This is a genomic window from Rubidibacter lacunae KORDI 51-2 (assembly GCF_000473895.1).
GTDB lineage: Bacteria > Cyanobacteriota > Cyanobacteriia > Cyanobacteriales > Rubidibacteraceae > Rubidibacter > Rubidibacter lacunae.
The window spans coordinates 32,127-57,720 of sequence record NZ_ASSJ01000074.1 but is presented as its reverse complement, the minus strand read 5'-3'; the positions used below and the strand labels follow the sequence as shown (position 1 = coordinate 57,720).

The 25,594-nt window shown below is 57.2% G+C and carries 18 protein-coding genes and 1 pseudogene; 7 read left to right on the top strand and 12 right to left on the bottom strand.

The window, feature by feature from the left end:
• Positions 1-210 precede the first annotated feature (210 nt).
• Both KR51_RS12980 and KR51_RS12975 read right to left on the bottom strand, forming a co-directional pair.
• On the bottom strand, positions 211-1,869 hold the full coding sequence (locus KR51_RS12980; RefSeq protein WP_022608440.1) for an iron uptake porin: 1,659 nt from the start codon (positions 1,867-1,869) through the stop codon (positions 211-213).
• Positions 1,870-2,368: 499 nt separating this feature from the next.
• Positions 2,369-4,573, bottom strand: a complete 2,205-nt coding sequence (locus tag KR51_RS12975) for a PhoX family protein (RefSeq protein WP_022608438.1) — start codon at positions 4,571-4,573, stop codon at positions 2,369-2,371.
• A 535-nt stretch (positions 4,574-5,108) separates the two neighbouring features.
• Between KR51_RS12975 and KR51_RS17640 the strand changes: the two genes are divergently transcribed.
• Positions 5,109-5,753, top strand: a complete 645-nt coding sequence (locus KR51_RS17640) for a hypothetical protein (RefSeq protein ID WP_022608436.1) — start codon at positions 5,109-5,111, stop codon at positions 5,751-5,753.
• A gap of 422 nt (positions 5,754-6,175) precedes the next feature.
• Here KR51_RS17640 and purL read toward each other — a convergent pair whose 3' ends face one another.
• Positions 6,176-8,473 (bottom strand): phosphoribosylformylglycinamidine synthase subunit PurL, encoded by a 2,298-nt coding sequence (purL, locus tag KR51_RS12965; protein WP_022608434.1) that lies wholly within the window; start codon positions 8,471-8,473, stop codon positions 6,176-6,178.
• Between the two features lie 373 nt (positions 8,474-8,846).
• Between purL and KR51_RS12960 the strand changes: the two genes are divergently transcribed.
• The gene (locus KR51_RS12960; RefSeq protein WP_022608432.1) at positions 8,847-9,308 is read left to right on the top strand and encodes a hypothetical protein; all 462 of its coding nucleotides are present in this window, start codon (positions 8,847-8,849) and stop codon (positions 9,306-9,308) included.
• Between the two features lie 691 nt (positions 9,309-9,999).
• Here the strand turns inward: KR51_RS12960 and arsC are convergent.
• From arsC to KR51_RS12940, 3 genes are all read right to left on the bottom strand, one after another.
• Positions 10,000-10,350 carry an arsenate reductase (glutaredoxin) gene (gene arsC, locus KR51_RS12950; protein ID WP_022608430.1) on the bottom strand — a complete coding sequence of 117 codons (351 nt, stop codon included), beginning with the start codon at positions 10,348-10,350 and terminating at the stop codon, positions 10,000-10,002.
• 939 nt (positions 10,351-11,289) lie between these two features.
• Positions 11,290-12,615 (bottom strand): four-carbon acid sugar kinase family protein, encoded by a 1,326-nt coding sequence (locus tag KR51_RS12945; RefSeq protein ID WP_022608428.1) that lies wholly within the window; start codon positions 12,613-12,615, stop codon positions 11,290-11,292.
• A 151-nt stretch (positions 12,616-12,766) separates the two neighbouring features.
• Positions 12,767-13,177, bottom strand: coding sequence for a tellurite resistance TerB family protein (locus KR51_RS12940; protein WP_022608426.1), 411 nt, complete (start codon positions 13,175-13,177; stop codon positions 12,767-12,769).
• Between the two features lie 329 nt (positions 13,178-13,506).
• Here KR51_RS12940 and KR51_RS12935 point away from each other — a divergent pair, with 329 nt between their 5' ends.
• Positions 13,507-14,367, top strand: a complete 861-nt coding sequence (locus KR51_RS12935) for a Tab2/Atab2 family RNA-binding protein (protein WP_022608425.1) — start codon at positions 13,507-13,509, stop codon at positions 14,365-14,367.
• A 468-nt stretch (positions 14,368-14,835) separates the two neighbouring features.
• Here KR51_RS12935 and KR51_RS12930 read toward each other — a convergent pair whose 3' ends face one another.
• Entirely contained in the window at positions 14,836-16,203 is a 1,368-nt protein-coding gene (locus KR51_RS12930; RefSeq protein WP_022608422.1) for a cytochrome P450, read from the bottom strand.
• Between the two features lie 61 nt (positions 16,204-16,264).
• Here KR51_RS12930 and KR51_RS12925 point away from each other — a divergent pair, with 61 nt between their 5' ends.
• Complete coding sequence (locus tag KR51_RS12925) at positions 16,265-16,969, top strand: Uma2 family endonuclease (RefSeq protein WP_198016782.1); 705 nt, start codon at positions 16,265-16,267, stop codon at positions 16,967-16,969.
• Positions 16,970-17,006: 37 nt separating this feature from the next.
• On the opposite strand, the gene KR51_RS12920 is transcribed toward KR51_RS12925, so the two are convergent.
• The 4 genes from KR51_RS12920 to KR51_RS12905 form a co-directional block, all read right to left on the bottom strand.
• Positions 17,007-18,113, bottom strand: coding sequence for an ATP-binding protein (locus tag KR51_RS12920; RefSeq protein WP_022608418.1), 1,107 nt, complete (start codon positions 18,111-18,113; stop codon positions 17,007-17,009).
• Complete coding sequence (locus KR51_RS12915) at positions 18,106-19,665, bottom strand: DUF5691 domain-containing protein (RefSeq protein ID WP_022608416.1); 1,560 nt, start codon at positions 19,663-19,665, stop codon at positions 18,106-18,108. The genes KR51_RS12920 and KR51_RS12915 overlap by 8 nt, the downstream gene beginning before the upstream one ends.
• Positions 19,662-21,002, bottom strand: a complete 1,341-nt coding sequence (locus tag KR51_RS12910) for an SWIM zinc finger family protein (RefSeq protein WP_022608414.1) — start codon at positions 21,000-21,002, stop codon at positions 19,662-19,664. Before KR51_RS12910 ends, KR51_RS12915 begins: the two co-directional genes overlap by 4 nt.
• Before the next feature lie 106 nt (positions 21,003-21,108).
• Entirely contained in the window at positions 21,109-22,101 is a 993-nt protein-coding gene (locus KR51_RS12905; RefSeq protein WP_022608412.1) for a ribose-phosphate pyrophosphokinase, read from the bottom strand.
• 126 nt (positions 22,102-22,227) lie between these two features.
• Here KR51_RS12905 and bioD point away from each other — a divergent pair, with 126 nt between their 5' ends.
• From bioD to KR51_RS21335, 3 genes and pseudogenes are all read left to right on the top strand, one after another.
• On the top strand, positions 22,228-22,932 hold the full coding sequence (gene bioD / locus KR51_RS12900) for a dethiobiotin synthase (RefSeq protein ID WP_022608411.1): 705 nt from the start codon (positions 22,228-22,230) through the stop codon (positions 22,930-22,932).
• A 107-nt stretch (positions 22,933-23,039) separates the two neighbouring features.
• Positions 23,040-24,245, top strand: coding sequence for a M20 metallopeptidase family protein (locus tag KR51_RS12895; protein ID WP_022608409.1), 1,206 nt, complete (start codon positions 23,040-23,042; stop codon positions 24,243-24,245).
• 681 nt (positions 24,246-24,926) lie between these two features.
• Positions 24,927-25,085, top strand: a pseudogene (locus KR51_RS21335) (type II secretion system protein); the annotation flags it as partial.
• Positions 25,086-25,184: 99 nt separating this feature from the next.
• Here KR51_RS21335 and KR51_RS20765 read toward each other — a convergent pair.
• Entirely contained in the window at positions 25,185-25,520 is a 336-nt protein-coding gene (locus tag KR51_RS20765; RefSeq protein WP_232214610.1) for a hypothetical protein, read from the bottom strand.
• Between the last annotated feature and the right edge of the window lie 74 nt (positions 25,521-25,594).

Below are 25,594 nucleotides of genomic sequence, written 5' to 3'. Positions count from 1 at the left end.
TCCATCCTGAAATATCCGAAGTTGTTCGTCGGCTAGTATATCTGGGCGAACTGGATCTTTGCGATCTGGAAAAGCGTGGGTGCTGGAGATCGCGCTACTTATATACCTTCACCTAAAAATGTTCCGCATGAGAAAAGGCGAAGGAGCAATGGCTCCCTCGCCTTTGAAGTTCAAATCGGCCCGGTCGGACCGAAAACCGCAGCCTCTAACTTAGAAGCGGAAGCGGGTGCGGACCACACCGACCACGATCGGGTCGTTGTCGCTGTTGTGCTCGGGGTTGATAACGACGTATGCGCCAGGAGTCAGCTCGATGTTGTCGTTAACCGGGAAACGGTAGGCAGCCTCAACGAGAATGGAGGTACCATCGTTTTCTTCTAGTTCGCCTGCATCGTTGTTGATGACCTTGGGCGGGACGCCAGCAGCCAGGCTCAAGATGCTTCCTTCCTTAAAGAGGTCGAGGTAGGAAATGTTGGCGCTGCCCGTAATGACCTCGGCACTGTCGTCATCGCTGATCGGCACGCCGCCGGTCAAGGAGCCAAACGGATCGTCTTGGCGGTTGTTAACAAACCCGTAGCCAAAGAAGCCGCCGAAGATCAGGCGATCGCTCGCGTCAAACGAGAACTGCAAACCGAAGTTGTCGGAGGTCGTTGCAGCATCGCCGAATGGCTCGGTAGAGAGCTCGCTACCCGTGCTGCTAGAGATGTTGGTGTCGCCTTCGCCGAAGTACTTACGAACGTAGTTCAGCGAGATGGTGGCACGGTCTTCAGAACCGAGGTCCACGCTACCTTGAACACCGGCGCTGTAGTTGCCATCGAACAGGCCGGCTCCTTCGTCGGGGTCGCGACCTTCATCCGTCCAGTAACCTACGTCGATGCGGATGTCGTCGTTAACATCGAAGTTTGCACCAAAACCAACGTCGGCAGCTGCAGAACGCAGGGTGAGCGGGTTGCGGTCGAAGAAGCGAGCCAATGCGCCGCCACCGCTGCTTGCCAGCGGGTTGTTGGGATCGAAGACATCATCAATGTCGTAACCCACGGGCGCGACGTGGAAGGTCAGGTTGTCACCAACCGGGAAGCGATACGCCAAGAGGTTTAGCTCGATGTTGTTGTCGCCGGTCGAGCCGCGCAGGTTCAGTCGGGTCATGTCGGTTCCCGTGTCGCCCGCGTCGGTACCATCGACTTCGCGAGCTTCCAAGCGAGTCCGCAAGCGGTCCGTGCCCGTGAAGCTGGTGTCGAAGTTCAAACGAACCCGGTAGCCGATGGTGGCTTGGGTATCGTCAGCGTTGTCGCCGCTGCCGTCGGCAAAGTCGCCGAAAGCTTCAGCCAGAACGAAGAGGACTTCACCGTTCAACTTGGTGGTGGTGGAAAACTGGTGCTCTTCCAGGAAGGTTACGCGAGCTTCCAAACCGTCGACGCGGGTGCCCAGAGCCGCAAGCTCGGCTTCGAACTCAGCCATCAAGCGTTGGAGCGCTTCCAAGTCTTCTTTACGCAGGAAATCAGCAGTCTGAGCTGCAATCAGGCGCTCGATTTGCTGCAAGCAAGCATTCAGACCGGCAGCGAACTCGGAGCGCTTCAGGGCTTGGTTGCGACGGAAAGTGCCATCGGGGTAGCCGACGATACAACCGTAGCGCTCGACCAAGCTGCGAAGAGCCTCAAATTCCCAGTCTCCCGGAGAAACATCGCTCAACTGGAAAACGCTATTGATCTGGTCGACAGAAGCACCACCTTGACCATAGGTATTGATCTGGTCGAGTACGTCGCTGTTACTCTGAGCGACTGCCTCAGAAGCCATCGCGCCATTGGCAGCCAACAGCGAGGCACCTACTACCGCTGGAGCGGCTTTGAAAATGTTCCAGAATGCTTTAGACATGACTTTCAAGCCTCACACCTTGATATGGAAAGGTCCACACACAGAATTGTACATCGCCTTTGGGGTGGGAGGAAGTAGTTTTACTCCCCTCATGCTCGATGACGAGACGATCCACCTTATAGTTGCGTTTTACGCAAACGATTCTACAGCAAAAATCCATTAGGCTGCCAAGATCTCCAGGCGGTAAGGACATTGCTTTTTCTAATCCAGCACATCGGAGGGGTTGGGATTTGCTTATTACAGCAAGGACCCAGCAGCGCAAACGGGGCAGCACCCGCACGGTGTTACCCCGTCATGGCATCAAACAGGAGAAAAGGGCAAACGCTTGCTCGGAAACTCAGCTCAATTTTCGCAATAAGCGCGCCTCGATCGAGGCTTGTTGAGAGAGCGAGCTAAGTTCAAGCACTTCAGATCGCTGAAATCCTAATTCGGTTGTGGATCGGAAACCATTGTGCGTTTGCCCGAACAGATGGTCCCCAATATTGATGCGGATGCGCTCTTATGTAAGGGAGGATAAGGGATTGCCATCGATGCGACGCACAGCGATAACCCCAGGACGGGGCGGATCGTTAGGCTGTTTGCCGGGCCAGTTCGAGCCGGTAGGCACCACGCGTGCTTGGACAAAGTCTTGCCCGTTAGTGGTCTGCATCTTAATCTCTAGGGTTGTGGCAGCCATGTCTTTGCGGATGCCGTTGCGCTCGCCCGGATGCTGAAAGGCTAGGAATAGTGTCGTGGAGTCCCGAGTGAGGGTGGGGCCGCAGACCTCGCATTCCATCGGTCCGATCGCGAACGGGAAGGCCTGTCCGGCTTCAGGTCCGGAGGTGGGAATAAACCAGACGGAGTTGTTGCCGAATACGCCACGGGGGTCTTGAGTGCTGTTGTGCTTGCTGGTAGACATATCCGTGACCATCCAGAGGTTGCCGTTGCGATCGATTTCCAAGTTGTCTGGGTTGGAGAAACCCAGCCCGCCTTCAGCAGGCGTGCCGCCGAGGGCGAACATCTCCCAGCGGAAGGTTACGGAAGCAGGGTCATTGCCGTCTTCCTGGAGCTTCATAATCCAGCCGAACTCGTAAGGCGTTTCGCCGTTCGGACCCTGGAAGATGCGTTGGTCGGGACCGCCGTCGCCCCCCGGAGAGCCTGAGGTGAACGCGATGTACAGCGTGCCGTCAGCAGCCACGTCGGTGTCTTCGGGGCGTGCAGTGCAGGTCACGCCGGCAGCACTGGCTGCGTAGTGAGCGTCGATGAGAATCGCACCCTGCTTCTCGGCACGATTATTCCCGATATAGAGGTCGCCAAGAGTGGAAAACTTCCTGGCGAACGAGCGCGCCTCGTCGTCGGTAGTAGTGTTCTCGATGCCGCCAGCCGCACGATCGCGATTGGGCAGCTTCACGAGTGGAGTGCCGTTGCGCGGAACGACGGTAGAGGGCAGTACTGGGTCGACGGGCGTATCGGGGGTGAGGGCGATCCAGCGACCGGTGCCGTCGGCTTCGAACTTGGCACCGTAAAGCATGCCCGCTTCCATTAAAAGGGAGTTGGCTTTGTCGGTAACGTCCTTAACGCAATCGGTGCTGACGAATTTGTAAAGGTGGCCGCCGCGGCGATCGCAGCCAGAGTAAACGGCCAGCGGTTTGCCGGCAACAGCGCGAACCCCCACGGCTTCGTGGCGATAGCGTCCGAGCCAAGTGTGCTTGACGCCGTAGTCATTGGCATTGGCGGGATCGACTTCCACCATCCAGCCATATTTATTGCCGGACAACCCAAAGACATTTCCACGACCGTCGACGCTGCCTGCGGTCATGACGAAAGGCGTCTCGCTGGGGTCGAAGGCGGACCCGTCGGCTTTAACCGGCTCGTGAACCTGATCTTGGAAGTTTTCTTCGGCGCTGAGGATGGTGCCCCAGGGAGTAGTCCCGCCCGCACAGTTTTGGAACGTACCGATGATGCGGTTGCCGAGTCCGTCGTCGTAGCCGAGTTTATCGGACTTTAGGAAGATGGCGACGGACGGACCGGTGGCGCGCAGATAACGACCGTCGTCGAGACCGCTGATGCCGGTGATTCGGCGATCGAACTTGGAGTTGGTTCGGACCCAGTTGCCGTTGGCGTTTCGCTCTACAGAGACGACACCAATGCCTTGATCGGTAAACGCTTCTTTGGCGATCGCGACGATTTGCTGTTTGAGCGGATTGCTGTCTGGTAGCGCGAAGGCGTTTATTTCTCCGTCATTAAGGGCAGCGATATCGATAACTTCTTGGAATGGCAGGGATTTGCCCAGGACGCGTTGGTAAGATTGCATCCACGCGCCACCGCTGATGTATTCGAAGTTGATGGTCAAGAGTCCTTCATCGGGTCCGGTTTCCACGAAGGAGAGAAAATCGTTGTTGTACCCGAAGCGGGAATCGCCGATAACGTCACCCCAGGCACCGATGAAATCGGCGGTATACCCATCGGGGATGACGGGACCGTCGATGACTTCGAAGGAGCTGTAGGCTTGCATCTGTTCGGCTGCAGAGAGTCCTTCAAACTCCAGTGGTAGCGGGACTTTTACTGGCTCGAAGCCGATGCGCTCGGCAGCGGCAGCCAACTGTGTACCCGATTCGGCAGCGGCAGCGTTTCCGAAGCGATCTACTCCGAATTGCGAACCGATCGCGTAGGTGCTGGCGCCAGCTCCCAGGAAAAGTAGGAATTCTCGACGTTTCAAAGACATCGGTTTCGGGTTCCTTGACGTTTAGGATACGGGATTGAAGTTCGAGCGCGTGCAGGAACGTGCCGCGATGGCAACGAATTTGCCCACTAAGTGTTTACCATTTGCCGCGGATTTTGGATTTAGGCATAAAAGCTGGTAGCGATCGCCGCTCTCCTCGGATCTACACGCGGGGACCGATTGACCGTTTGCACTGCAATCGGATGTGTGCACGTTTTAAAGTCGGCGCACCTAATCCAAATAGGGCGTCCGAGTCGTGCTAACCTGAGCCGGAGTTGTAGCAAGTGTCTCAGGCAATACCGGCAGTCGATTCGAGAGATGGGGACGGGTGCCTGGCGAAGGATCGACGGAGGATAGATGCGGATTCACTGCCGGCGAAGCATTTCAGCCCCCTGTGGTGACGGCAATCCTGGCGTTACAGCTACTGTAGTTCCCCGATTCTTCATTTCCACCTGGGACGTGATGCCGCTTGAGGAACCTCGCGATCGCGCCTGCTTGAGGAAAGCGATCGGCTCAGATTGAGTTGAGATATAAATTCATGCAGATACGACGTACAACTGGACTGGTACTGTTTGCCACCGAATTGCTTGTGTTTGTGGTGGCACCACCAGCACGATCCGATTCCAGCCAGCAGTGGATCGCCCAGGTCAGCGGTGCAACTGCTGACGAAACCACCATTATCCAAGGCAGCCCGGACGAATCAGCTGCCCCAGCTCCGACTGATACGACCACTGGCGACAGCACCGTCATCCAGAACAGCCCGGACGGAGACACTGTCACTATCAATGAGGAAGTGATTCCTATCGACTATGTTCGGGGCCAAACGGTTCAGTATCGCAGGACCATCACTACTAAAGCCGGTCTGGATGGCATTGCACTCAACCGAGCGAAGAATCTGGCCCGGCAAGCTGCCGAGCGGGTCAATGGCGGTTTGAGTTACTACCGCGCCGAACCCGCCATGCATGGCAACGTCTTTGAGTCGCCGTTCACGATTAGCGAGGAACAGGATCTAATCGTCTTTGTTTTTAAGGGTTACCATCCGAGCGACTATCGTCCTGACGTGGGCGATACCAGTCAGCCTTCCTTCGCGTACGAGCCTCCTTATTCGTACCAGAGCGTTGTGGCGATTGATATCGACTCGGGAGACATCGACGTGCTCTATAACGGCGCGCTCGATAACTAGGGATCTGCGTGACAACTCACATGACGCTCGAGGGGGCTTGCAACGAGGCGTAATCTGCATTGCCATGCAGCGGCTCCGCAGTTGACATGCTTTTAGAGCATCGCGCAGTAATGCTTAACCGCAATGGAAAGGCTGGCTTTTCCATCAACCAGTAGGAAGCCCGAGCGCAAGGGTGTCTAATTCTAAATGCTCCTTTCTAAGGATCGAGCAACACTTCTTCGAGAACGTCAGACCGACATCGCACCTGACGCGCTTCGCTAGTCCGGAGCATTAGTTTCGCTAGTCGTATTCGTTGTCAGTTCGCTCTCCTCTACTGCCACACCTGCGAACTGTGAGTCGGCGGCGGCTCGGTCAAGAGCGCGTTCTGAGCTCACCCCAACTGGTTCGACCCCGATCGCAACGCGCGATCGCAGCGCGATTGTTTAACCGAGACGGCGGGGAATGGCCGCCGACCAGCGATCGCGCATCGCCTCCAGACTTGCGTTGACGAGTACTGCCTTGCCCGCGCTCATTTGCAGCCCGGCATCCGACGGCTGCACCGTACCGATTGCCTGCCAGCGATCGCCAAGAACCTCCTGCAGGTAAGCTTCCCAATCCAAACGATCGCCGGCCGCGACCGACACGAGAATGCGCGCACCTGCTTCTCCAAACAGGGCCGCGTCGACGCGCTCGGCTACCTCGATCGTCACTGCTGCACCGAGATCGCCTGCAATGCAGCACTCGGCTAGCGCGATCGCGATGCCGCCTTCCGCGCAGTCATGGGCGGAACGCACCCAACTGCGTCGGATGCCCTCGCGACAAGCAGCTTGAACAGTCCGTTCGCGATCGCAGTCCACCTGCGGCGGGCGGCCGGCTACGGTGCCGTGCAGCACCGTGAGATACTCGGAGCTACCGAGAGTTGGCGTACTGTCACCGAGGAGATAAATACAGTCATCCGCTGCTTTCCAGCCTTGGGAGCAAGTTCGAGTTATGTCTTCAACGACACCCACCATCCCGATGACGGGGGTTGGATAGATCGCCTGTGGGTTACCCCGAGAGTCGAGGGTTTCGTTGTAAAGCGAAACGTTGCCGCCTGTCACCGGGGTGTCGAGCGCGCGACAGGCATCGGCAATGCCGCGACAAGCAGAAGCAAGTTGCCAATACCCTACGGGTGTCTCGGGATTGCCGAAATTGAGGTTATCTGTCACGGCGAGCGGTTCGGCACCAACACAACTCAGGTTGCGTGCAGCTTCGGCAACAGCTGCTTTTGCCCCTTCGTAGGGATCGAGATACACGTAACGTCCGTTGCAGTCCACCGTTGCCGCAACCCCTCGAAGGGTTGGTGTGCCCGTCGCATCTGCTGCTCGCAGTCGAATTACTGCTGCATCCGCGGCTCCCGGCAATACCACGGTGTTGTTCTGCACCTGATGGTCGTACTGGCGGTACACCCACTGCTTGGATGCCAGGTTCGGCACATCCAGTAACTGCAGCAACACGTCCGTCCACGCGTAGATTGCATCTGCGATCGCGATTCCCGCCGCGTTGCAAGAAGGCAATTCGTCTGCCGTCCATTCCCACGCCTGCCGCGCATAAGCCGGCGGCTCGTTCAGGAGTTCGCGGTGGTAGATCGGTGTATCTTCCGCGAGGGCTGCTGCTGCTATTTCGGCAGCCACCTCGTTCTGGAAGAAAATCCGCACGATCGGCTCGGCGATCGTTTGTCCCGCGACGACAGCGTGCAATCCCCAGCGGTGGAAAATTTCGATCAGTTCCCCTTCGCGACCGACTGCAGCCACGAACAGCATTCGTTCCTGGGATTCCGAGAGCAGAAACTCGTAAGGTACCATCCCCGTTTCCCGTGCCGGGATTTTATCCAAGTCCAGCTCGATGCCAATGCCACCTTTTGCCGCCATCTCCGCGGTCGAACAGGTCAGCCCCGCAGCACCCATATCCTGTGCTGCCAGCACCGCGCCAGTTTTAAACGCCTCCAGACACGCTTCGATCAATGACTTTTCTAGGAACGGATCGCCGACTTGGACGGCAGGGCGATCGCGTTCCGATTCCTCGCTCAATTCCGCGCTGGCGAAGCTCGCGCCGCCCATGCCGTCGCGTCCCGTCGTCGAACCTACATAGACAACCGGATTGCCGATACCCGATGCACCCGACTTGACGATGTCCGGGGTTTCCATCAGCCCCAGCGCCATGGCATTTACGAGTGGATTGCCGGAGTAAGCTTCGTCGAAATAGATTTCCCCGCCCACTGTCGGCACGCCGACGGAATTACCGTAGCCGGCTATGCCCGCGACCACGCCAGAGAAGATACGCTGCGATCGCGCCGATGCCAACGATCCGAATCGCAGCGAGTTCAGCACGGCAATCGGTCGCGCTCCCATTGTGAAGATGTCGCGGAGGATACCGCCAACACCGGTTGCGGCTCCTTGGTAAGGCTCGATCGCCGAAGGATGGTTGTGTGACTCGATTTTGAATGCCAGCCTCAGCCCGTCGCCGAGATCGACGACACCCGCATTTTCGCCGGGGCCGACCAAGATGCGATCGCCTGTTGTGGGGAACTGCTTCAGCAGCGGGCGCGAGTTCTTGTAGCAACAATGCTCGGACCACATCACCCCGAACATTCCGAGTTCGGCCCGATTGGGATGGCGGCCGAGGCGGCGCACGATTTCCTCGTACTCCTCGGGATTGATACCCTCGGATGCAATCTCGTCAGCAGTGAAGGGAGCAGGCATGGGGCACTCGCAAGGTATACCGAGCCTCATTTTAGACCGCACTGTGAGGCTCGGATAGTTCGGGACCGGGTGCAGAAGTCAGTGCTGTCGGCAGTGCAGGCTATCGGCCGCTAAGAGCTTGTAACTCAGCAAGCAATCGCAAATTGGGCTGATGTGATGTCAGGTCCAACTGGTGAGAACAACTTGATTACGATGCAGACTCCAACCGAGATGTGCTGCAAAAGGCTTCGAATCGGTCGCCCGCCACTTTCCAAACTAGGGGCAGCCTGGATGGGAAAAGATCGTTAAAGATTTGGAGCGTTCGGGTGACCCGCGTTTAGAGTGCGATCGCGTTCGGTGAAACCTCAGTCCTAAGAGATCCTCACTCAAGCCAATGGATATTACCGACTCGACTAAAGAACTCATTTCCCAAGTACAACGCTTGAAGTCTCAATTTAAAGATCTAGCATCTGCGACATTCATCGACTTTTACTGTCAGTGCCGACAGGGGTGCGATTACCTTTTGCCGCAGCAGACGAAACAGTCCGTTGGCGTGTTCGACATTCTGATGCTGTTTTTTCAATGCTTAGATGCTGACTCGAAGAGCACTTTTGTAGAGCTGATGTGGCGTGATGTTGTCGGTCCCACGCTAGGTGAGTATCAACTTGACGAACAAATTGAGCGATCGCTAGCGGACGCTTTTGCTTCTCCAGAGCTGAGGGAGTCCGTGTTGGCATGGGACCGCCAACCTCGCTCCGATGGCGGGGTAACTTTGATTTTGAGGGACCTCTTACAGGCGATAGAAACCGCCGAAGCGGAGGCAAGGTCAAAAGCGACGCGATTGCCATCCAGTTGATATGGATGCTTAAGTTTAGTGGGAAATTAATTCATGCGTTCCCTTTGACTGACAGCATTTAAAGAACTGGCTTATAGTTACGTCGGATAGATGATATTTTCTCTTAAGGAGTGTCAGCTTATGCTCGTAGCTAGGCATCTTTTCAAAATCAGGAAAGTTACTTTCTAACAACACGATCGGAATGACAGAATGAAGCGAGACTAAGAGAACGACGGCAACAGTAGCTACAGCCAAATCACGCAAAATAAGCTCGACTCTCGAAGCTTGAATTCGGATTTCTCCGAGATTTCTGGAGTTTCTCCTTTCCTTGCACCGTCAAGAATATCCCGGGCAAGGACTCCCCTAAAAGTAATTTCTATTTTGACAGTATTTGCTTTGAACTCAAGGGCTCGCACTTCCTGATATCTGGAAGAAAATAGATCCTTTGACTGATTTGCAAGCTTTCGAAAGGCTTCAATCACCAGCGACCGAGCATTCGGCTTACTTCCAGAGATGTTTTCAAAAACAATCTAAGGACGAACCAGGGCTGCCATTCCTTCGACGTCAAAATTGTTGTAGGAAGCAATGTAGTTTCAAATTAGTCTTCCTTTTCAAGATCTTTCATGGTTCCTTATTCGGGGCTAGCGATTGGGCGTTTGCTTTCGTTAGCGATCGCCATTTCTTCATCCTCATTTGCACGTTTTCCTGATTGCTAACCATCCAATAGTTCGAGTACAACTTCGCTCGGTCGACAAAGCTTTACTCCCTTGGGTGTGCATACTATTGGTCTGTTGACCAATATGGGACGATCTATCATGGCACTGATAATTGTTTCATCAGATGCATTTTCATCGAGTAAACCGAGTTCTTTAGCCGGTGATTTGGTCGCTCTAAGTGCCATGAGCGGCGTCAAATCTGCTGCGGCAAAAAGTCCCAGTAATTGAGCCCGGCTCCAACCCTCTTTCAAATACTCAATCACAACCGGTTTATACCCGGCTGCTTCAATAAGCTTGAGAACATTTCTTGAAGTCCCACATGCTGGGTTATGGTAAATTACAATCATTTACAATTGCTTAATTTGTGTGTTTTGCTGTCCGAATGTGTGTGAGACACATCTTCTTGGCTGATGCACCAGGAAAATCGATCGTTGTTGCTTTCCGGGATCTCAGCCATGTCATTCCTAATTCGAAAGTAGCATGACAGTATTCGAGCGTCAATACCGAAAAATTAGGCATATAGGCTTCAGCACCATCTGCATTGATTTTCAATCTAACCGGGTTTTCAGTGGTGTAGATTGCATTCGCAACGCTTCAGTCTGCAAGTGTTCTGTATGGAACTTACAGACTATCTTGGTTCGGGCTTGGAAAATTTTAGGGTAAACCCGGGCAAGTTTGAGTCGGGAACCTCTTGCCCTTGAGTCGAATATGATTTCCTTTGGGCAAGGTTCGCCTCGCTTTGGTCGCGCTTAATCATCACTTGAGCCGACTACTACCTCACGAGATATAGCGTGGCTTCCTCTAATTAACTATGGTTCCTCAAGAAGGAAAAACGATTTCCCTGGCTCGATAGCCTTCGATCCCCTGCTGAATAGCTGGGCTTATGCCCATAAGTCAATAGAATGCAGCGTTCGCATCTTTCTTCGCTTGCTGTAAGTTCTAAAGCGCATCCAGCTATGGTTTTTTACGCCAAGTCAGAACCAACTGCTTTAGTGAGGATCCACAACCATCTTTGCTCGATCGCTACTGCGGCTTTCACTCAACCCACAAACTATTGGACGTGGACGGCAGTTTCTTCGCGTCCAGTTCCCTGTCAATCCATTCCTGACGTTTTGGCTTACCCGCAGCACTTGAGCGCTTGCCTGATCGAACAGTTGGGTGGATAACAGTTGGGATAATACCTGTAAAGAAGGTTGCCGGACTCGGCTGCGCGATCGCCTCAGATCGTCGCCGGGCAGACAATTACACCGCGTCCGGTTTATAGGTTCCTATCAGCGCGGGGCGTTTCAGTTTGGCTGCAAGCGCTGGTAGGCATCGACTAGACCGCGCGCATCGCCGACGTTGCCGGGGAATAACACGACGGGCAAATTTGGGAGCTGCGGGTGATCGCCCGGCGTGCGGACGAGAGAGCAACCCGGCAGGATCTGACCGAGCAAGCGCGCCGATCGCAAGCTCAGTCCGGTGCTGAGCGTATCGTTCGAGGTGATGCCGCCTTTACTAATCAAGAAGCCAATGTCGGCCGGTAAAGCTCGCACCACATCCATCAAAAACGTCGAAACGCGTTCGCCAAAATCCAAGCGCTCCCGAACGCTTGCGAACGTCAATTCCTCGCGGCTGGTATAAACAACGGGGGTGCTGCCTGTATCGCGGACGCCAGTCAGGCGGTCGCGGATATCTTGGAGTAGTGCGTCACGCTCGCCCGGGCAATCGCGCAAACGCACTACATCGACTTCCAAGCCCTCGACGTCGGGTAATTGCAGCAGTTCTGCGAGTTGCTCCGTCGATTTTTTGACGTGGGAACCGACGAGGACGACGCCAGGGCGTTCGCTCGGTCGGTATTGCGACATTTGTGCGGGTGGGACGGGCTGGGGTCCCAATTGTGCTAGCGACGTCAACAGGCTGGCGGCCGAGCGGAACAAGAAGCGTTTCCCGGCATCCGCTGCAGCCAGCACGTCGGTGGCAAAGCGATCTAGGTCGGCTTGAGTTTCGGCATCTACTACTCCGCAACTATTGTCTTGCAGCTTCCGCAAGCGCTCTTTGCAGCCCCCGCGCACGTCAGCCAACACGAAGCGCTCCACATCTGCCGCGCGGATGCGGCCGTTGGTTTTTTCTTCCACGTAGTCGGGTAAATAGCTGTGGCGATAGCTGAAGACCGAGTCGCGAGCGAACTCGGTTTCGTGAACTGGGACGGGCTGGCCGTCGACGTGCAGGTAGTGGATGCTGTCGCGAGTAACGCGCCCGCCTTCGAAAAACGCCGGGGTGAGAAAATGCGCGTCAAACGGACCGAGTTCGTCGGCGATCGCGTCAGTTTCTAGGGGGTAATGACCGCGGAGCGTCGAATCCGAACGGCTGACCACCAAAAACTCTTCGACGCCCTCAGCAGCGATCGCCGTGCGGAGGTTGCGGCAAACGTCGCGGGTGCGTTCTGAAGCGCGATCGGGTGTCAGGGCACGGGTATTGGTCAATACGAAGAATATCGGTGCGGCATCGGCGAGGCCGAGACGCAGTGTCTCTACATCCCAGCGCATTAACAGCAAACAACTGTGTACGGTTTGGGAGCCGGTGGGGTCGTCGTCGAGGACGACAATTTTTGCTTTTGCGGACGAGGTCATGGGCAACTCGGGAACGGGAGCAATCGTGAAAAACGAGCGGTAAAGAGGCATGCAACTAGGACCGAACGCCCAGCTACTAACAGCGGGGCACCCTTCGGCAGCTCGCTCGATGGGAAACGCCGCTCGGACGATCTCGGTGAGGCTGGGGGCGCTAATCGGAGACGACGCTGCGATAAAGCCTTTGAACGGCACGTAGGGCTTTGTCAATCGGCGACTGGCCGGGGAGCTCCATCGACTGGATGCGCGACAGCAGTTGGGCCTCGCTAATGTCGACGTTGTTGTCGCAATAAATCAGGGCACTTAGAGATTCGAGCAGTTGGTCGCGATCCTCGGAACTGGGCTGCGCGCCCAGATAATCCTCCAACCAGCGATGGCATTCCCCAGCAGATACGACGCGCTGCTCGCTGAGGAGTGGGGCGATCTCCGGATCGTCAGCAAGGCCCTGCTGCTGCGCGATGGTGTTGAGGTGGTTGCGCTCTTCGGGCTGGATTTGACCGTCGAGCCATGCTGCACCGATCAAGATCTTCAAGAGTTGTTTGTTGCTTGCTGCCGGTTTTGCCATGATGGTTCCCTAGATTTCAAAATTGTTACCCGAATTTTTAAAGGTTTGGCTTGCGATTGCAGGTGCTGTTACTCAGTCAATTATCACACCGGAAGCGAGGTACGACGCGGAACCGCGAGCCTGCCTTACAAACCGCGGGGGCGTCTGATGATTGTCAAGTGCTTTGCAGAGCGCCCGAACCGAACGCTGGCTCGATCCAATAGCGTGAGGCTGGAATGCCCAACCGATGGCTACTGGGTGGTAAGGCGATCGCAGGTTCTGAGTGCGGGCTTTGACGTGAGATCTGTTGGTGCAAGATCTACAGTGGAGAGTGAAGCGAGGGTGCGAGCATGGGAACGACCGTCTGGGAGCTAGATTTTTACTCGCGTCCGATTGTGGATGCAGCCGGCAAAAAAGTCTGGGAAGTCGCAATTTGCGAAAGTCCACTGTCGGCGAACCGAACGCCGGAAACGCTTTTCTACTTCGCCAAGTACTGCCCGGCGCAAACGGTCAACTCCGTCTTTCTGCGCGAGGCAATATTGGAAGCGATCGCGCAAGCCCCCGCTCCGCCCAAGCGCATTCGATTCTTTCGCCGCCAGATGAATAACATGATCGTCAAGGCCTGCGACGATCTGGGCATTCCGGTTGCGCCCAGCCGCCGAACTTACACCCTAGATGCATGGCTGGAGCACCGCCTGAGTGAGGTGTATCCTCAAGAACCTGGCTATAGTGCCGACGCAGTTGCGTCGGCGTCCGTGCAGTACCCAATGGGTGACGCGCGCCCGTTACCGGATGCCGTGCGCGGCGATCGCGGCGATCGCTGGACCTTTGCTAGTTTGGCAGCCGCCGAGTTCGATGAGATGGACGAGTGGGACATTGCTTTCGGTGAAAGTTTCCCGCTCGAGATCGACCCGGAGACGATCGTGCCCGGCACGATCGTTTACTCGCCGAGGGCGCTGCCGCTGGCAGGTTGGTTGTCGGGACTGGAACTGGTTGCGCTGCACGCACAGGACATTAGCCCCGCCCGTTTGTTACTCGAAACCGGCATCGGCGATCGCTGGATTTTTGCTGACTTGGGACGCGATCGCTTTCGTTCCGAAGCCCGAAAGTTTGCTACTGCTAAAACCGCCGCTGCGGGAGTACATTTCCTCGCCATTCAATCAGAAGATTCGCCGGAAGCTTTTGCTGGATTCTGGTTGCTTAAAGGTTAGGTCACCTCGATCAATTCGCTCAAGACCGTAGGTCGACAGGGGGCAGCACGAGCATTTCAGACCCCGTCACGCCTTAATCCGTAAATTTTTCGCGGTGCCCCAGACCTAGTTCTCCTTTAAAATCCGCAATAATTCCCGCGAAGGCAGCATACTTGCTCGGGTCTGGGGACGCGTACAGCTTCTCTTTGACAAAACATTCAAAGGTTCGTCGGGCTAAGCCAAACTTCTCACATTTTTGATGCATTCGCTTCAGACATCCCTCGCCTGACCCCACACATTCTCCACAGGATTTTTTCCTCCGGAGCATACGGCTCGAAGCGCAGACAATGCACTTGCCACTCATCGCGACTCACCTCGCTTCGATCCTCTCTCCATCCTTGTGAGCGATGATAGCTAGATCCGTCCCAGATAATGTTCGGGCGATCGCGAGCAATAAGCAAACGGATCGCCCGCGCGTACTCGGCGAGCCTAACCGGCCGAGCGGCGATCGCGCATCACCACGCGCAAACCATCGCGGGGACGCGGTGAGGGAATGACTACCAGCGACAAATCTTGATCGGGGGTGATAGTCCAATCGCAGGCTTGCAGGACGCGTACGGCGACAATTTTCATTTCCAGCCGCGCGAACTCTTTCCCCAAACACTCTCGTAGGCCGCCGCCAAACGGCGCGTAGCTGTAGGTTTGGCTCGGGTTGTCGCTGCCGGGCGCAAAGCGATCGGGGTCGAAGCGATCGGGGTCGGGATAGCGATCGGGGTTCATGTGAAGCTGGGCGATTTGGTAAATCACCCCCCACCCTTCCGGCAGTCGGTAGCCATCCAGCTCGCACTCTTGGATGACGGTACGAAAACCGCCTCCTACGGGGGGAATGCAGCGCATCACTTCTTGCAACACCTGTTCCAAGTAAGTCAACTGCTGCAAAGACTCCAGCGTCAGCGGCGCGTCGTCAGGTAATCGATCTAATTCTGCGAGCAGGCGATCGCGTACGTCCGGATGCTGCCCGACCAGCAAGCAAAAGGACACCAACGAAGAGGTTAGCGTTTCGTGGCCGGCAAAAAGCAACAGCAGCACTTGATCTTTAAGCTCGTCCAAGCCGAGCTGGCTGCCATCTTCATCGCGGGAGCGAACCAGCAACCCTAAGGCATCGTCGCCCGGATCGTCGGACTCTTGGCGCTTGCGAATAATCTCCTCCAGTTGCTGCAAGAGCCAGTCGCGGTTGCGGCGGGCGCGACCGAAACGCGTCCACGGGAAGTTCAGCGGCAGTGTAAACAGCCCTTGGCACCACAACTCGAATTGCTCTCCAAGTTCGTTGTGCGAGCCGCTATCCATCCCGACAAATAGCTTGCAGGCAATGTCGAATGTCAGTTGACGCAACTCTGGATACCAGGCGAGGGATCGCACCTGCAACCAACGTTCGATAAAGGAACAGCAGATGGCATCCATGGTCTCGATGTAACCGGCGAGGGCACGTGGCTGGAAGGCTTGAGCCAGAATGCGGCGGCGTTGGTAGTGAACGCCGCCAGTCTGCAACGCCAGGGACAGCGATCCAAGCAGTTTGCGGGTGCTCGGCGGCCAGCTCACGACAAAATACTTCGACTCATTGGCGAGCACGAAGCGGCAGCCCTCCTCGCTACAAACGAATACGGTTGGGCGACCGAGCAAGTGTGTTTTAAAAATTGGACCATAGCGCGCAGCACGATCGCGCGCGAAGTTGCGATCGCGCAAAAAAGCAAGTGTTTCCCCGATAAAGGGCAACCCGAGGGTTCCCGGCGGCAGCGAGGCAGCAGATGTCGTAGTATTCATAAACCGAGCAGTGAGCGGTAGGGGTTCGATCGGCATGTTAGCGCCCTCGAGCAGCGATCGCTCCTACCCGATCCGTCCGCGATCGGTAGGGTAGGCTTTGGTTAAGGTTTGCACGTTCAGCGAGCTGCTACCGACAGCACCTACCGCTCGTTTCGCCCCATATTCGGCTGCGCGAGCGAGCCCTCAATTCACGGCCGACCGTTACCTGATGATGCCCCAAGCTCCTCCTGCAACGTACCCAGAAGCCTATCGCTTCAACGTGACTGCTTATCGGCAGTTAGCTGAGGCAGGCATCCTGGAGTTCGATCTCCGTATGGAACTGATTCGGGGAACGATTTTAGAGATGTCGCCGATTGGAACCAAGCATCAAGCATGCTTGGCACGATTGACTCAGACTTTTGTGAAAGCACTGAGCAATCGCGCGATTGTTTGGCCGCAGAACGCGATCGAGCTGGACGATCGCTCGCAGCCACAACCTGATTTGGTCCTGCTGAAGCCTCGGGACGACTTCTACCGCGATCGCTATCCGCGACCAGGCGATGTGCTATTGGTCGTGGAAGTTGCAGACAGCACAGTACAGTTCGATCGCGACGTGAAGGGACCGCTCTATGCGTTGGCAGGACTCGTGGAAATGTGGTTGGTAGATCTGACGCGGAGCTGCGTGGAAATCTATCGCGACCCGAGTACGGCAGGCTACCAGACAAAGCAAACCCTGCAGGCGGGGGATACGCTGACACCGTTGGCGTTCCCCAATTGCCAATTGCTGGCGGCCGAGGTGGTTCTCGCGAGCTTGGAGTCGTAAAAAAGTTTCGGGGCAACCATCACTCAACGGCTCGTGCTTACAAAATCTCGCGGCAGGCGCGGTAGAGGTCCTGCCAGCCGTTGCGCTCTTTGACGACGGTTTCCAGATACTCGCGCCACACCACGCTGTCCTGAACCGGATCTTTGACGATCGCGCCGACGATTCCGGCTGCGAGTTCGGCTGCGTTGAGGGTGCCGTCGCCGAAGTGGGCAGCCAGCGAGAGGCCGCTGTTGACCACGGAGATAGCCTCGGCAGGACTGAGGGTTGCACTAGGAGCCTTTAACTTCGTGCGACCGTCCAGGGTTGCTCCACCGCGCAGTTCGCGGAAGATCGTGACGACGCGACGGATCTCCTCCAGGGCAGGTGTTTCGGCCGGAAGCTCCAAGGCAAGACCGAGGCTAGCGACGCGCTGCTGCACGATTTCCACTTCCTCTTCGATGTCGGCAGGAACCGGCAATACCACCGTGTTGAAGCGCCGCTTGAGCGCGCTTGAGAGGTCGTTGACACCGCGATCGCGGTTATTAGCCGTGGCGATGACGTTGAATCCCCGGGTCGCGCGGATCTCTTGTCCGAGTTCGGGCACCGGCAGGGCTTTTTCCGAAAGAATCGTAATCAGCGTGTCTTGAACATCTGAAGGAATGCGAGTGAGTTCTTCCACGCGGGCGATCTTGCCCGCTTCCATTGCGATTCCGAGGGGACTAGGCACCAACGCCGCTCGCGACGGACCCTCAGCAAGTAGGCGCGCGTAGTTCCAACCGTAGCGAATCGACTCCTCGCTCGTCCCGGCCGTACCCTGCACTAACAGCGTCGAATCGCCCGAAATCGCAGCCGCTAAATGTTCCGACACCCAGGATTTTGCCGTACCCGGAATGCCGAATAGCAAAAGCGCGCGATCGGTCGCGAGGGTGGCGATCGCAATTTCAATCAACCGCCGGTTACCGAAATATTTGGGTGCGATCTCGAAGCCGTTGTCGAGCGTACCGCCGAGCAAGTACACCGACACCGCCCAAGGCGAGAGCCGCCAATTGGGCGGTCGCTGCCGATCGTCGATCGCGTCGAGTTCGGCAAATTCTTCGACAAACTGCTGCTCTGCCGGCAGGCGCAGTAGCGAGCGAGTGTTGGGGGATGCAGTAGCGTCAGTCATGAGCGGCGGCGGCAGCGAAGGCGCGATGCAGTTGCTGCCGCAATTTTAGGCGTTCGCGGACGGTTTCGCAGCTGCGCTGCCAGAAGGGATGAGCGTCCGCGATCGCGTTCAAGTGTGGGTCTATTGCGGCGATCGCGTCCGGCGACACGTACAGTGCGGCTTGCACGAAGGCCGCTTGCAGTTCCCACCAGCGATCGTTACGCTGGCGGCGGCTGCCGGTCAGTCCACCAGCCAAGCGAGCTACAAATGCCACACTCAGCTCGCGGCTCCAGGGAAATTGACATTGCCCGAGCAGTGTTATGACGACCGGATTGTCGAGCCCTCGTGCGTCCGCCACTAAATCGAGCGCGATCGCCTGTTGCTGCTCCGACGGCATCACCGACGCGATTGCCTGAAGCCAAGATGGTTTTACGGCCCGATCGCCTTGGGTCTGCCAGTCGCGAACGACCGTGAAGAGCAGCGCCTGCGCCCAAGCTGGATCGGGTTGATTCGTTGTCGCTGCCGCCCATCCGGCATAAACATCGTCGCGCCACTGCGGCAACACCGCCCGCGCGATCGCATCTGGCGTCATCCCCCAGCGCTCGTTCCAGTAGCCCGGCGGCACCGCTCCCAACATCTGCACCAGCCACCAGGTTTTTTGTCCGATGCCGCGCGGGGCTTGAGCTAGCACGCCGTCGCGCTCCATCTCGGGTGTCAGGGTGTCGGGAAGCACAACCCGAATCTGTCGGTCATCGAGTTGCAGCAGTGGGTCGAGACGCGATCGCATCCGCTCGCCATAGTTCGAACCGCGCAGTTTAGCCAGCAGTGCGGCGGACACTTGGCGTACTTGCTTGCTGCGGTCGCTGAGGGCACTTTCCAACCAGGCTTCGTCAGCGAGATCGAGCCCGATAGCCAGGGTTTCCAGTAGGGAGGCGCGGGCGTCGGCTTTTTCGGTTTTCCAGGTCGCCGTCAGCAAGTCGCGAGCAAGCTCTGAGTCAGTCGCACGCAACCGTCGCAGGATCTGAACCCGCTCGGCTTGTTTGCCGGTCTGCCAGCGCGATCGCCAGTCGACCAGCTTGTCAGCAACAAATGCGGCGTAATGCCAGTGCGGATTTTGTGCAGCCAGCCAGCGACCGCGCGCGCCTAACACCGGGGCGATCGCCGCACGCAGGTTCCCGCGCGTCCGCCCGAAGTTGAGCAAGGTCGGCAACAGCACCTCGGCAACGCGCTGTCCCCGAGCTGTTGCCAGCGCCAGCCACTCGGGAAGTAATTCGGGAGAACTCTCGACGCATCGAACGAGCAACTCCCGAGCCAGCAGGCTGCAACGCGGCAGCTCGTCGGCTGGGCACGGTTCCGGAGCCGGTAGCGCTCGCCGCCCCGGCTGAAACCCCGCTTTGCGGTAGAACGACAGCGCGCCGGCTGCCCCCAACACATATCGTTCCGGCTCGTCCGGATCGAGCTGTCCGAGCAGCTCCGCCAGCGGTCCGTCCGTCGACGGTAGTGCGGGCGACTGGCGATCGCAGCCCACCAGCGCCGTCTTCACGAGTTGCTGCCAGAGGTGCGTCGCGCTCATCGCGCCCCCCAGAATTGACCGTTCGCCAACACGCCCACCGGCGCGATTGCCTCCCCCGTCCACTCGCCGCATAGAGCCAGCTGCTGCCCACCGCTCAGGGCCAGCAGCTCCCACACAAACGGGAACCCACGCGCGATCGCCAAACAGTCACCGCTGTCGTCTTGGACGAACCACTGGGTTTCATCGCGGCGCACTAAGCGCGCGTGCGGTAATAACAGCGGGAACAGCTCCAGCCAAGGCTGCCGCGCGATCGCCTCTCGCCATTCCGCAATCGCCGCCGCGATCGTCGTCGGCCCGGGCGCGACGTGCGCGATCTGCTCGACCGCCCCGCGACGGGTTTTGATGGTTGCTCGTAGCGGCACGTTACTCGGGAAAAAAGCTAGGTCGGCGTCGATGCAACTGCCGGGAAGGCACTCGACCGGCAGTGACTGCCCGACGGGTGCAAAACCCAGCAACATCGCCCAGCGGCAACTTTGCTCTCCGCGCAACCACACTCGTTGCACCTGCAAGCGGTCCTCTTCTTCGACGCTGCGTCCCCACACCTGCCAGCGATCGCGCTCCACATCCGTCGTGCCCGACTCGTCTTCTAGCAAGGCTTTAGCGCTCTGCTCCCAGCCTACGAGCGATTTCACGTCCGCTTGCAAGGACGGCGACAGTGCTGCTAAGTGTCGATACCCTTCCAACAGCAAATACAGTTCGCCCAACCGGGCCAATAACCGCTCCGGCCACTGCTGGACGGCGTACGGAATGCCAGCCAGCTCGCGCACCTGCCGGGCCAGCCCGCGCGCCTGCGCGTCTACCATACGTGCTGCTGGGATATTCCAAAACTCCGCCGGTTGCGTTTGGGCATTCGCCAAACCCGAGCGGATAAAATCCTGCAGCCACAGCTCCAGTTCTTCGATGCCGCCGCGCACTTTTGCCTGGCGCTGAGCCAAGCGTTTGGCTTGGGCAGCCGGGTCGGCAACCTCCTGACGCGATCGCGTTGCCGCTGGGGTTGCTGTGACGCCATCGCGGCGCGTCAGCCACTCGCTCACCCACTCTGGCGGCTCGCCCCGCGCGATCGCGTCGGCATCGCGGGCATACATCAAAAACAGACCGAGCGCGTGCTTGCATGGAAACTTCCGACTCGGACAAGTGCAGCGATAGGCTGGTTCGCTCAAGTCGATTTGCGTTTGATAAGGCTGCTTGCCGCTGCCCCTGAACTCCCCCCACAGCGCGCGATCGCTGCGTCCGAGACCGAGCCAATGTTGCGCGTCGGCAAGGGCGCGACCGTTATTCGCCGATTTTGTATCGGGGGCGAGGGCAACAACCTGCTCGGGCGTCCATAGAACGGTCATGGCAGGCGATTGGGACGAACGTGCGCCTCAAGCGTAGCAGACCGCGCTCGCGTCAGGCGATCGCCCCCGAGCGCGCGTGACGATAGAGGCAACGCGATCGCCCACTTTATCGGAACATGCTGCTGACCGAGCTATCGTCGTGAATGCGCGAGATGGCTTCGCCGATGAGATCGGCAACGGATAACACGGTCAGTTGGGAAAACCGACGTGACTCTGGAACCGGGATCGTATTCGTAACGATGACTTCCTCAAACGAGCCGTCTGACAAGCGCTCGCACGCTGGGTCGGAGAGCACGGCGTGGGTGGCACAGGCATAGATCCGTTCGGCACCTTCGCGGCGCAGCAGGCGCGAGGCTTCGTGCATCGTACCCGCCGTGTCGATCATGTCATCGACGAGAACGACTGTTTTGCCGCGCACGTCGCCGATCACGTTGAGAACTTCGGCTTTGTTATGAGCTTGGCGGCGCTTGTCGATAATCGCGAGGGGCGCATCGTCGAGCTTCTTCGCAAATGCCCGCGCCCGGGCGACACCTCCGACATCCGGCGATACGACGACGAGATCGGGGAAGGCTTTCTCGGCAAGATAGCGAATCAAGACGGGCGAGCCGTAAACGTGGTCGAAGGGAATATCAAAATAGCCCTGAATTTGCGCCGAATGCAGGTCCATTGCCAGAACGCGATTGGCTCCAGCTTTTACGACTAGGTTGGCAATGAGTTTTGCCGCGATCGACTCGCGTCCGGCTGTCTTGCGATCGGCGCGGGCATAGCAGTAATAAGGCAATACGGCCGTCACTTGTCGGGCCGACGCGCGCCGACAGGCATCGATCATGATCAACAACTCCATAAAGTGGTCGTTGACCGGCTTACAGCAGGGCTGAATGAGATAGACATCGCGGCCGCGAATCGACTCTTGAATTTGGACGTAGAGTTCGCCGTCCGCGAAGGTTTTTTGGACCATCGGACCGAGGGTAATGCCTAGGTAACGCGCGACCTCTTGAGAAAGATCGACATTAGCCGAGCCCGAAAAAATGCGCAAGCGGCTCTGCTCCGTAGCTGAGCTCAACGCAGGATGCAGGGCTAGGGCGGCAGAGGGACTCACGGCAAACTCCCTAACGATTTCATATGACGACTACACCTTATCATCCCTACTTCTGCAGACGACAACAAGCGCGTTAATGGTGTCTTACGACAAGATAGATAAGTTCAAACTCGCCAACAAAGCTACATGAATTCCCTGCTCGTTACCGGGTCGGATACTGAAGTCGGCAAGACAGCCGTTACGACAGCACTGGCAGCTTACTGGCTAGCTCACCGCCGCGATCGCCTCGCACTGTTGAAACTAGTCCAAACCGGCACGGGCGATCGCGAGCGCTACCAGCATCTCTTCGCCGACCTCGAGCAAACATCCGAAGAACTGGCACCTCAGTGCTTCGAGACACCCGTCGCGCCGCCAATAGCGGCCACTCGCGCCGGGCGTAGTGTCGATCTGGGCGCGATTTGGCAGACGCTAACGCACCTGCAGCAGACGCGAGACTTCGTCTTGATCGAAGCCCTGGGCGGATTGGGTTCGCCCGTGACAGCAGAGCTAACCGTTGCCGATGTGGCGGCAGCGTGGCGGCTGACGTCAATCCTAGTTATCCCCGTCAAACTCGGCGCGATCGCTCAAGCCGTTGCCAACGTTGCTCTGGCCCGACAAACACAAGTCGATCTCCACGGCATCGTTTTAAACTGTTCGACCCCGATTGCCCCCGACCGACTCGCTGACTGGGCACCAATAGAAACGATAACTGCCCTCACCCAAGTGCCCGTACTCGGAGTACTGCCGTTTCTAGAAGATCCAGACGACCGCAGCGCGCTCGCAGCAGCGGCGTCTAATCTAGAGATCGAGCGTTTGTGGCCGGTCAGCGCCCCGCTCCTAGAGATCCATTAGTTCGTTTCGGCCGAACGTCCCGATTGCCAGCCGGACTCTCAACCCCTGTTTCGAGCATCGACTGTTTAAATTGACTCGGTTTGCACTTAGCAGTACCCTCCACTACTATGTTTGCCACGCCTGTCAGTACATCTGCTACCGTTCAAATCCGACCGGCTGTCCGCGCGCTGCAACCACAACTTGTTGCGTGGCGGCGTCACCTGCACCAGCGACCCGAACTGGGCTTTCAGGAGCATCTGACTGCGGCATTTGTCGCCCAAAAACTCGTTGAGTGGCAGGTTCCCCACCAAACCGGCATCGCACAAACTGGCATTGTCGCCACTATTGCAGGCGAGATGCCGGGTCCGGTCATTGGGATCCGCGCGGACATGGATGCGCTCCCGATCCAAGAAGCCAACGAGGTGCCTTACCGCTCGCAGCACGATGGCATCATGCACGCCTGCGGGCACGACGGGCACACGGCGATCGCGCTCGGAACGGCACATTATTTGATGCAACATCGCGATCGTCTGCGCGGGACGGTCAAGATTATTTTCCAACCTGCCGAGGAAGGTCCGGGCGGGGCCAAGCCGATGATCGCGGCCGGAGTTTTGCAGAATCCCAAAGTCGATTCAATCGTCGGCTTGCACCTTTGGAATAACCTGCCGCTGGGAACGGTGGGCGTGCGGACCGGCGCGCTGATGGCAGCAGTAGAATGCTTTGAGCTGACGCTGTTCGGTAAAGGCGGTCACGGTGCAATGCCCCACCAAACCACCGACGCGATCGTGCTGGGCGTGCAGGTCGTGAACGCCCTGCAAACGATCGTGGCACGCAATATCGATCCCGTAGATTCGGCGGTTGTCAGCGTCGGCACGTTTCACGGCGGCACGGCCTTGAACGCGATCGCTGACTCGGTTCGCATGAGCGGGACAGTGCGCTACTTCGACCCGAAGTTTGCCGGGTATTTCGGGCAGCGAATCGAGCAAGTCATAGCCGGAGCGTGCCAGAGCCAAGACGCGCACTACGACCTCAACTACTGGCAACTGTATCCGGTACTGGTGAATGATGCAGGAGCTACCGATCTCGTCCGCGCGATCGCGGCGAACGTCATCGAGACCCCAGCCGGCGTCGTCCCCGAATGCCAGACGATGGGCGGGGAAGATATGGCGTTCTTTTTGCAGGAAGTCCCGGGCTGCTACTTTTTTGTCGGTTCTGCCAACCCCGAACGCGGACTGGATTACCCACACCACCATCCGCGCTTCGACTTCGACGAAGCTGCACTTGCAACTGGTGTGGAGTTGTTCGTTCGCTGCGTCGAACAATTTTGCCAGTAGCTTTGCAAGGCACGAACGATTTTTTGTTGTGTCGTTCCGGCTTCGCAATGTCAATACCGAGCAGGCGAGACCTGTCGAAGCGCCGCTTTAGCCCCCAGCGCTTGACATAGAGCGCAATTTCAATATATCGGATCGAGCACCCGAGGACCTAGCCAAGCACAACGACAGTCACGCGGCGTTCGCACAAATCAAAGATCTCGATCGCGATCTTTACTGGCTTTGTGTCAGTCTAGGCGGATATCCGCCTCGCCGCGAAAAGGTTCGAAGGTAGCGCAGGCTGGGTTCGAGGCGGTGGAGCTCTTCAGAAACGCCATGCTCTCGCGCATCGGAACCCGACTGCCCGCATGGAATCAAGCCTCCGCAGAGGCAATTTTTTTGTTGCAAAAATTGTTGAATCTGCCTGGTCGGAGATCGAAAGTTGTTCGACAACGGGCATACTGCGATCTAGAGCAGCAAAAACTTGTGAGATATACACAGTTTTGCCGTGTCTCTAGAACAGTTTGCTGCTGACGGCAAGCGGTCTCTAGTTGTGACTCTCACGGAGATCGACATTCGATGAATCCGTCGATGCCCCGTTTTAAGGGGCGCTTGCGAGTAGCTTCGGGTAGCCTTTGACCTCGATCGGGGCGATCGCGACATCCTGTGTGAACCAGTCCGAGATTCTGTTAAGGGATCGGTCCAATGAAAAGCGAAACCAACACTCCAAGATCTCTCCTGATATGGCAAATGTGCTGTCTGCTCGGAGGAAAAGCGCGCACTGGTTCGATCGGGCTTACGCAGAGCGGCTTCACGCTGATCGAGCTAATAGTTGTATTTGTTGTTACGGGAATCTTGGCAGCCTTGTCTCTACCGAACTTTCTAAGTCAAGTCCAGAAAGCTTGCTACGCAGAGGCAAAGTCGCAGTTGGCGTCCGTCCGGGACGAGCTGTATATCTATAACTTAGAAAATGGTTATTTCCCCGCAGACGTTAACCGAAACCAACGTCCGAACGGGATTAATTTTTTCCCACTCGTTCAGAATGGCAATACGCCATGCGGCTCGACCTTCGACTATGAGAGTTGGGATGCTCCCAATAATAGTTGCTACATCCAGTTGACGTACATGGGTACCAATTCCCGGCGTGATACGCCTCAAAACACTGTGGTTGAGCAAAACCCTGGGTTTTACACTTACACCAGTCACGATGACTTGATTGTCAGCCTCGGTGTTCATGGCAAACCCTGCCGCCAATAAGAAGTTTCCTAATGCAACCGGGTTGAGCTGAAGATATGCCAACAGACCTAAAGCTTAGAGAAGGTCCTGCTGTTTTACGGAGTATTGCCGGGAGGACTCTGGACCGTGCGTTCCGT

Bases quoted from the DNA above. Each gene is read 5' to 3' on its own strand.
- KR51_RS12980 (WP_022608440.1), bottom strand. From the start codon at position 1,869: ATGTCTAAAGCATTCTGGAACATTTTCAAAGCCGCTCCAGCGGTAGTA.
- KR51_RS12975 (WP_022608438.1), bottom strand. From the start codon at position 4,573: ATGTCTTTGAAACGTCGAGAATTCCTACTTTTCCTGGGAGCTGGCGCC.
- KR51_RS17640 (WP_022608436.1), top strand. From the start codon at position 5,109: ATGCAGATACGACGTACAACTGGACTGGTACTGTTTGCCACCGAATTG.
- purL (WP_022608434.1), bottom strand. From the start codon at position 8,473: ATGCCTGCTCCCTTCACTGCTGACGAGATTGCATCCGAGGGTATCAAT.
- KR51_RS12960 (WP_022608432.1), top strand. From the start codon at position 8,847: ATGGATATTACCGACTCGACTAAAGAACTCATTTCCCAAGTACAACGC.
- arsC (WP_022608430.1), bottom strand. From the start codon at position 10,350: ATGATTGTAATTTACCATAACCCAGCATGTGGGACTTCAAGAAATGTT.
- KR51_RS12945 (WP_022608428.1), bottom strand. From the start codon at position 12,615: ATGACCTCGTCCGCAAAAGCAAAAATTGTCGTCCTCGACGACGACCCC.
- KR51_RS12940 (WP_022608426.1), bottom strand. From the start codon at position 13,177: ATGGCAAAACCGGCAGCAAGCAACAAACAACTCTTGAAGATCTTGATC.
- KR51_RS12935 (WP_022608425.1), top strand. From the start codon at position 13,507: ATGGGAACGACCGTCTGGGAGCTAGATTTTTACTCGCGTCCGATTGTG.
- KR51_RS12930 (WP_022608422.1), bottom strand. From the start codon at position 16,203: ATGCCGATCGAACCCCTACCGCTCACTGCTCGGTTTATGAATACTACG.
- KR51_RS12920 (WP_022608418.1), bottom strand. From the start codon at position 18,113: ATGACTGACGCTACTGCATCCCCCAACACTCGCTCGCTACTGCGCCTG.
- KR51_RS12915 (WP_022608416.1), bottom strand. From the start codon at position 19,665: ATGAGCGCGACGCACCTCTGGCAGCAACTCGTGAAGACGGCGCTGGTG.
- KR51_RS12910 (WP_022608414.1), bottom strand. From the start codon at position 21,002: ATGACCGTTCTATGGACGCCCGAGCAGGTTGTTGCCCTCGCCCCCGAT.
- bioD (WP_022608411.1), top strand. From the start codon at position 22,228: ATGAATTCCCTGCTCGTTACCGGGTCGGATACTGAAGTCGGCAAGACA.
- KR51_RS12895 (WP_022608409.1), top strand. From the start codon at position 23,040: ATGTTTGCCACGCCTGTCAGTACATCTGCTACCGTTCAAATCCGACCG.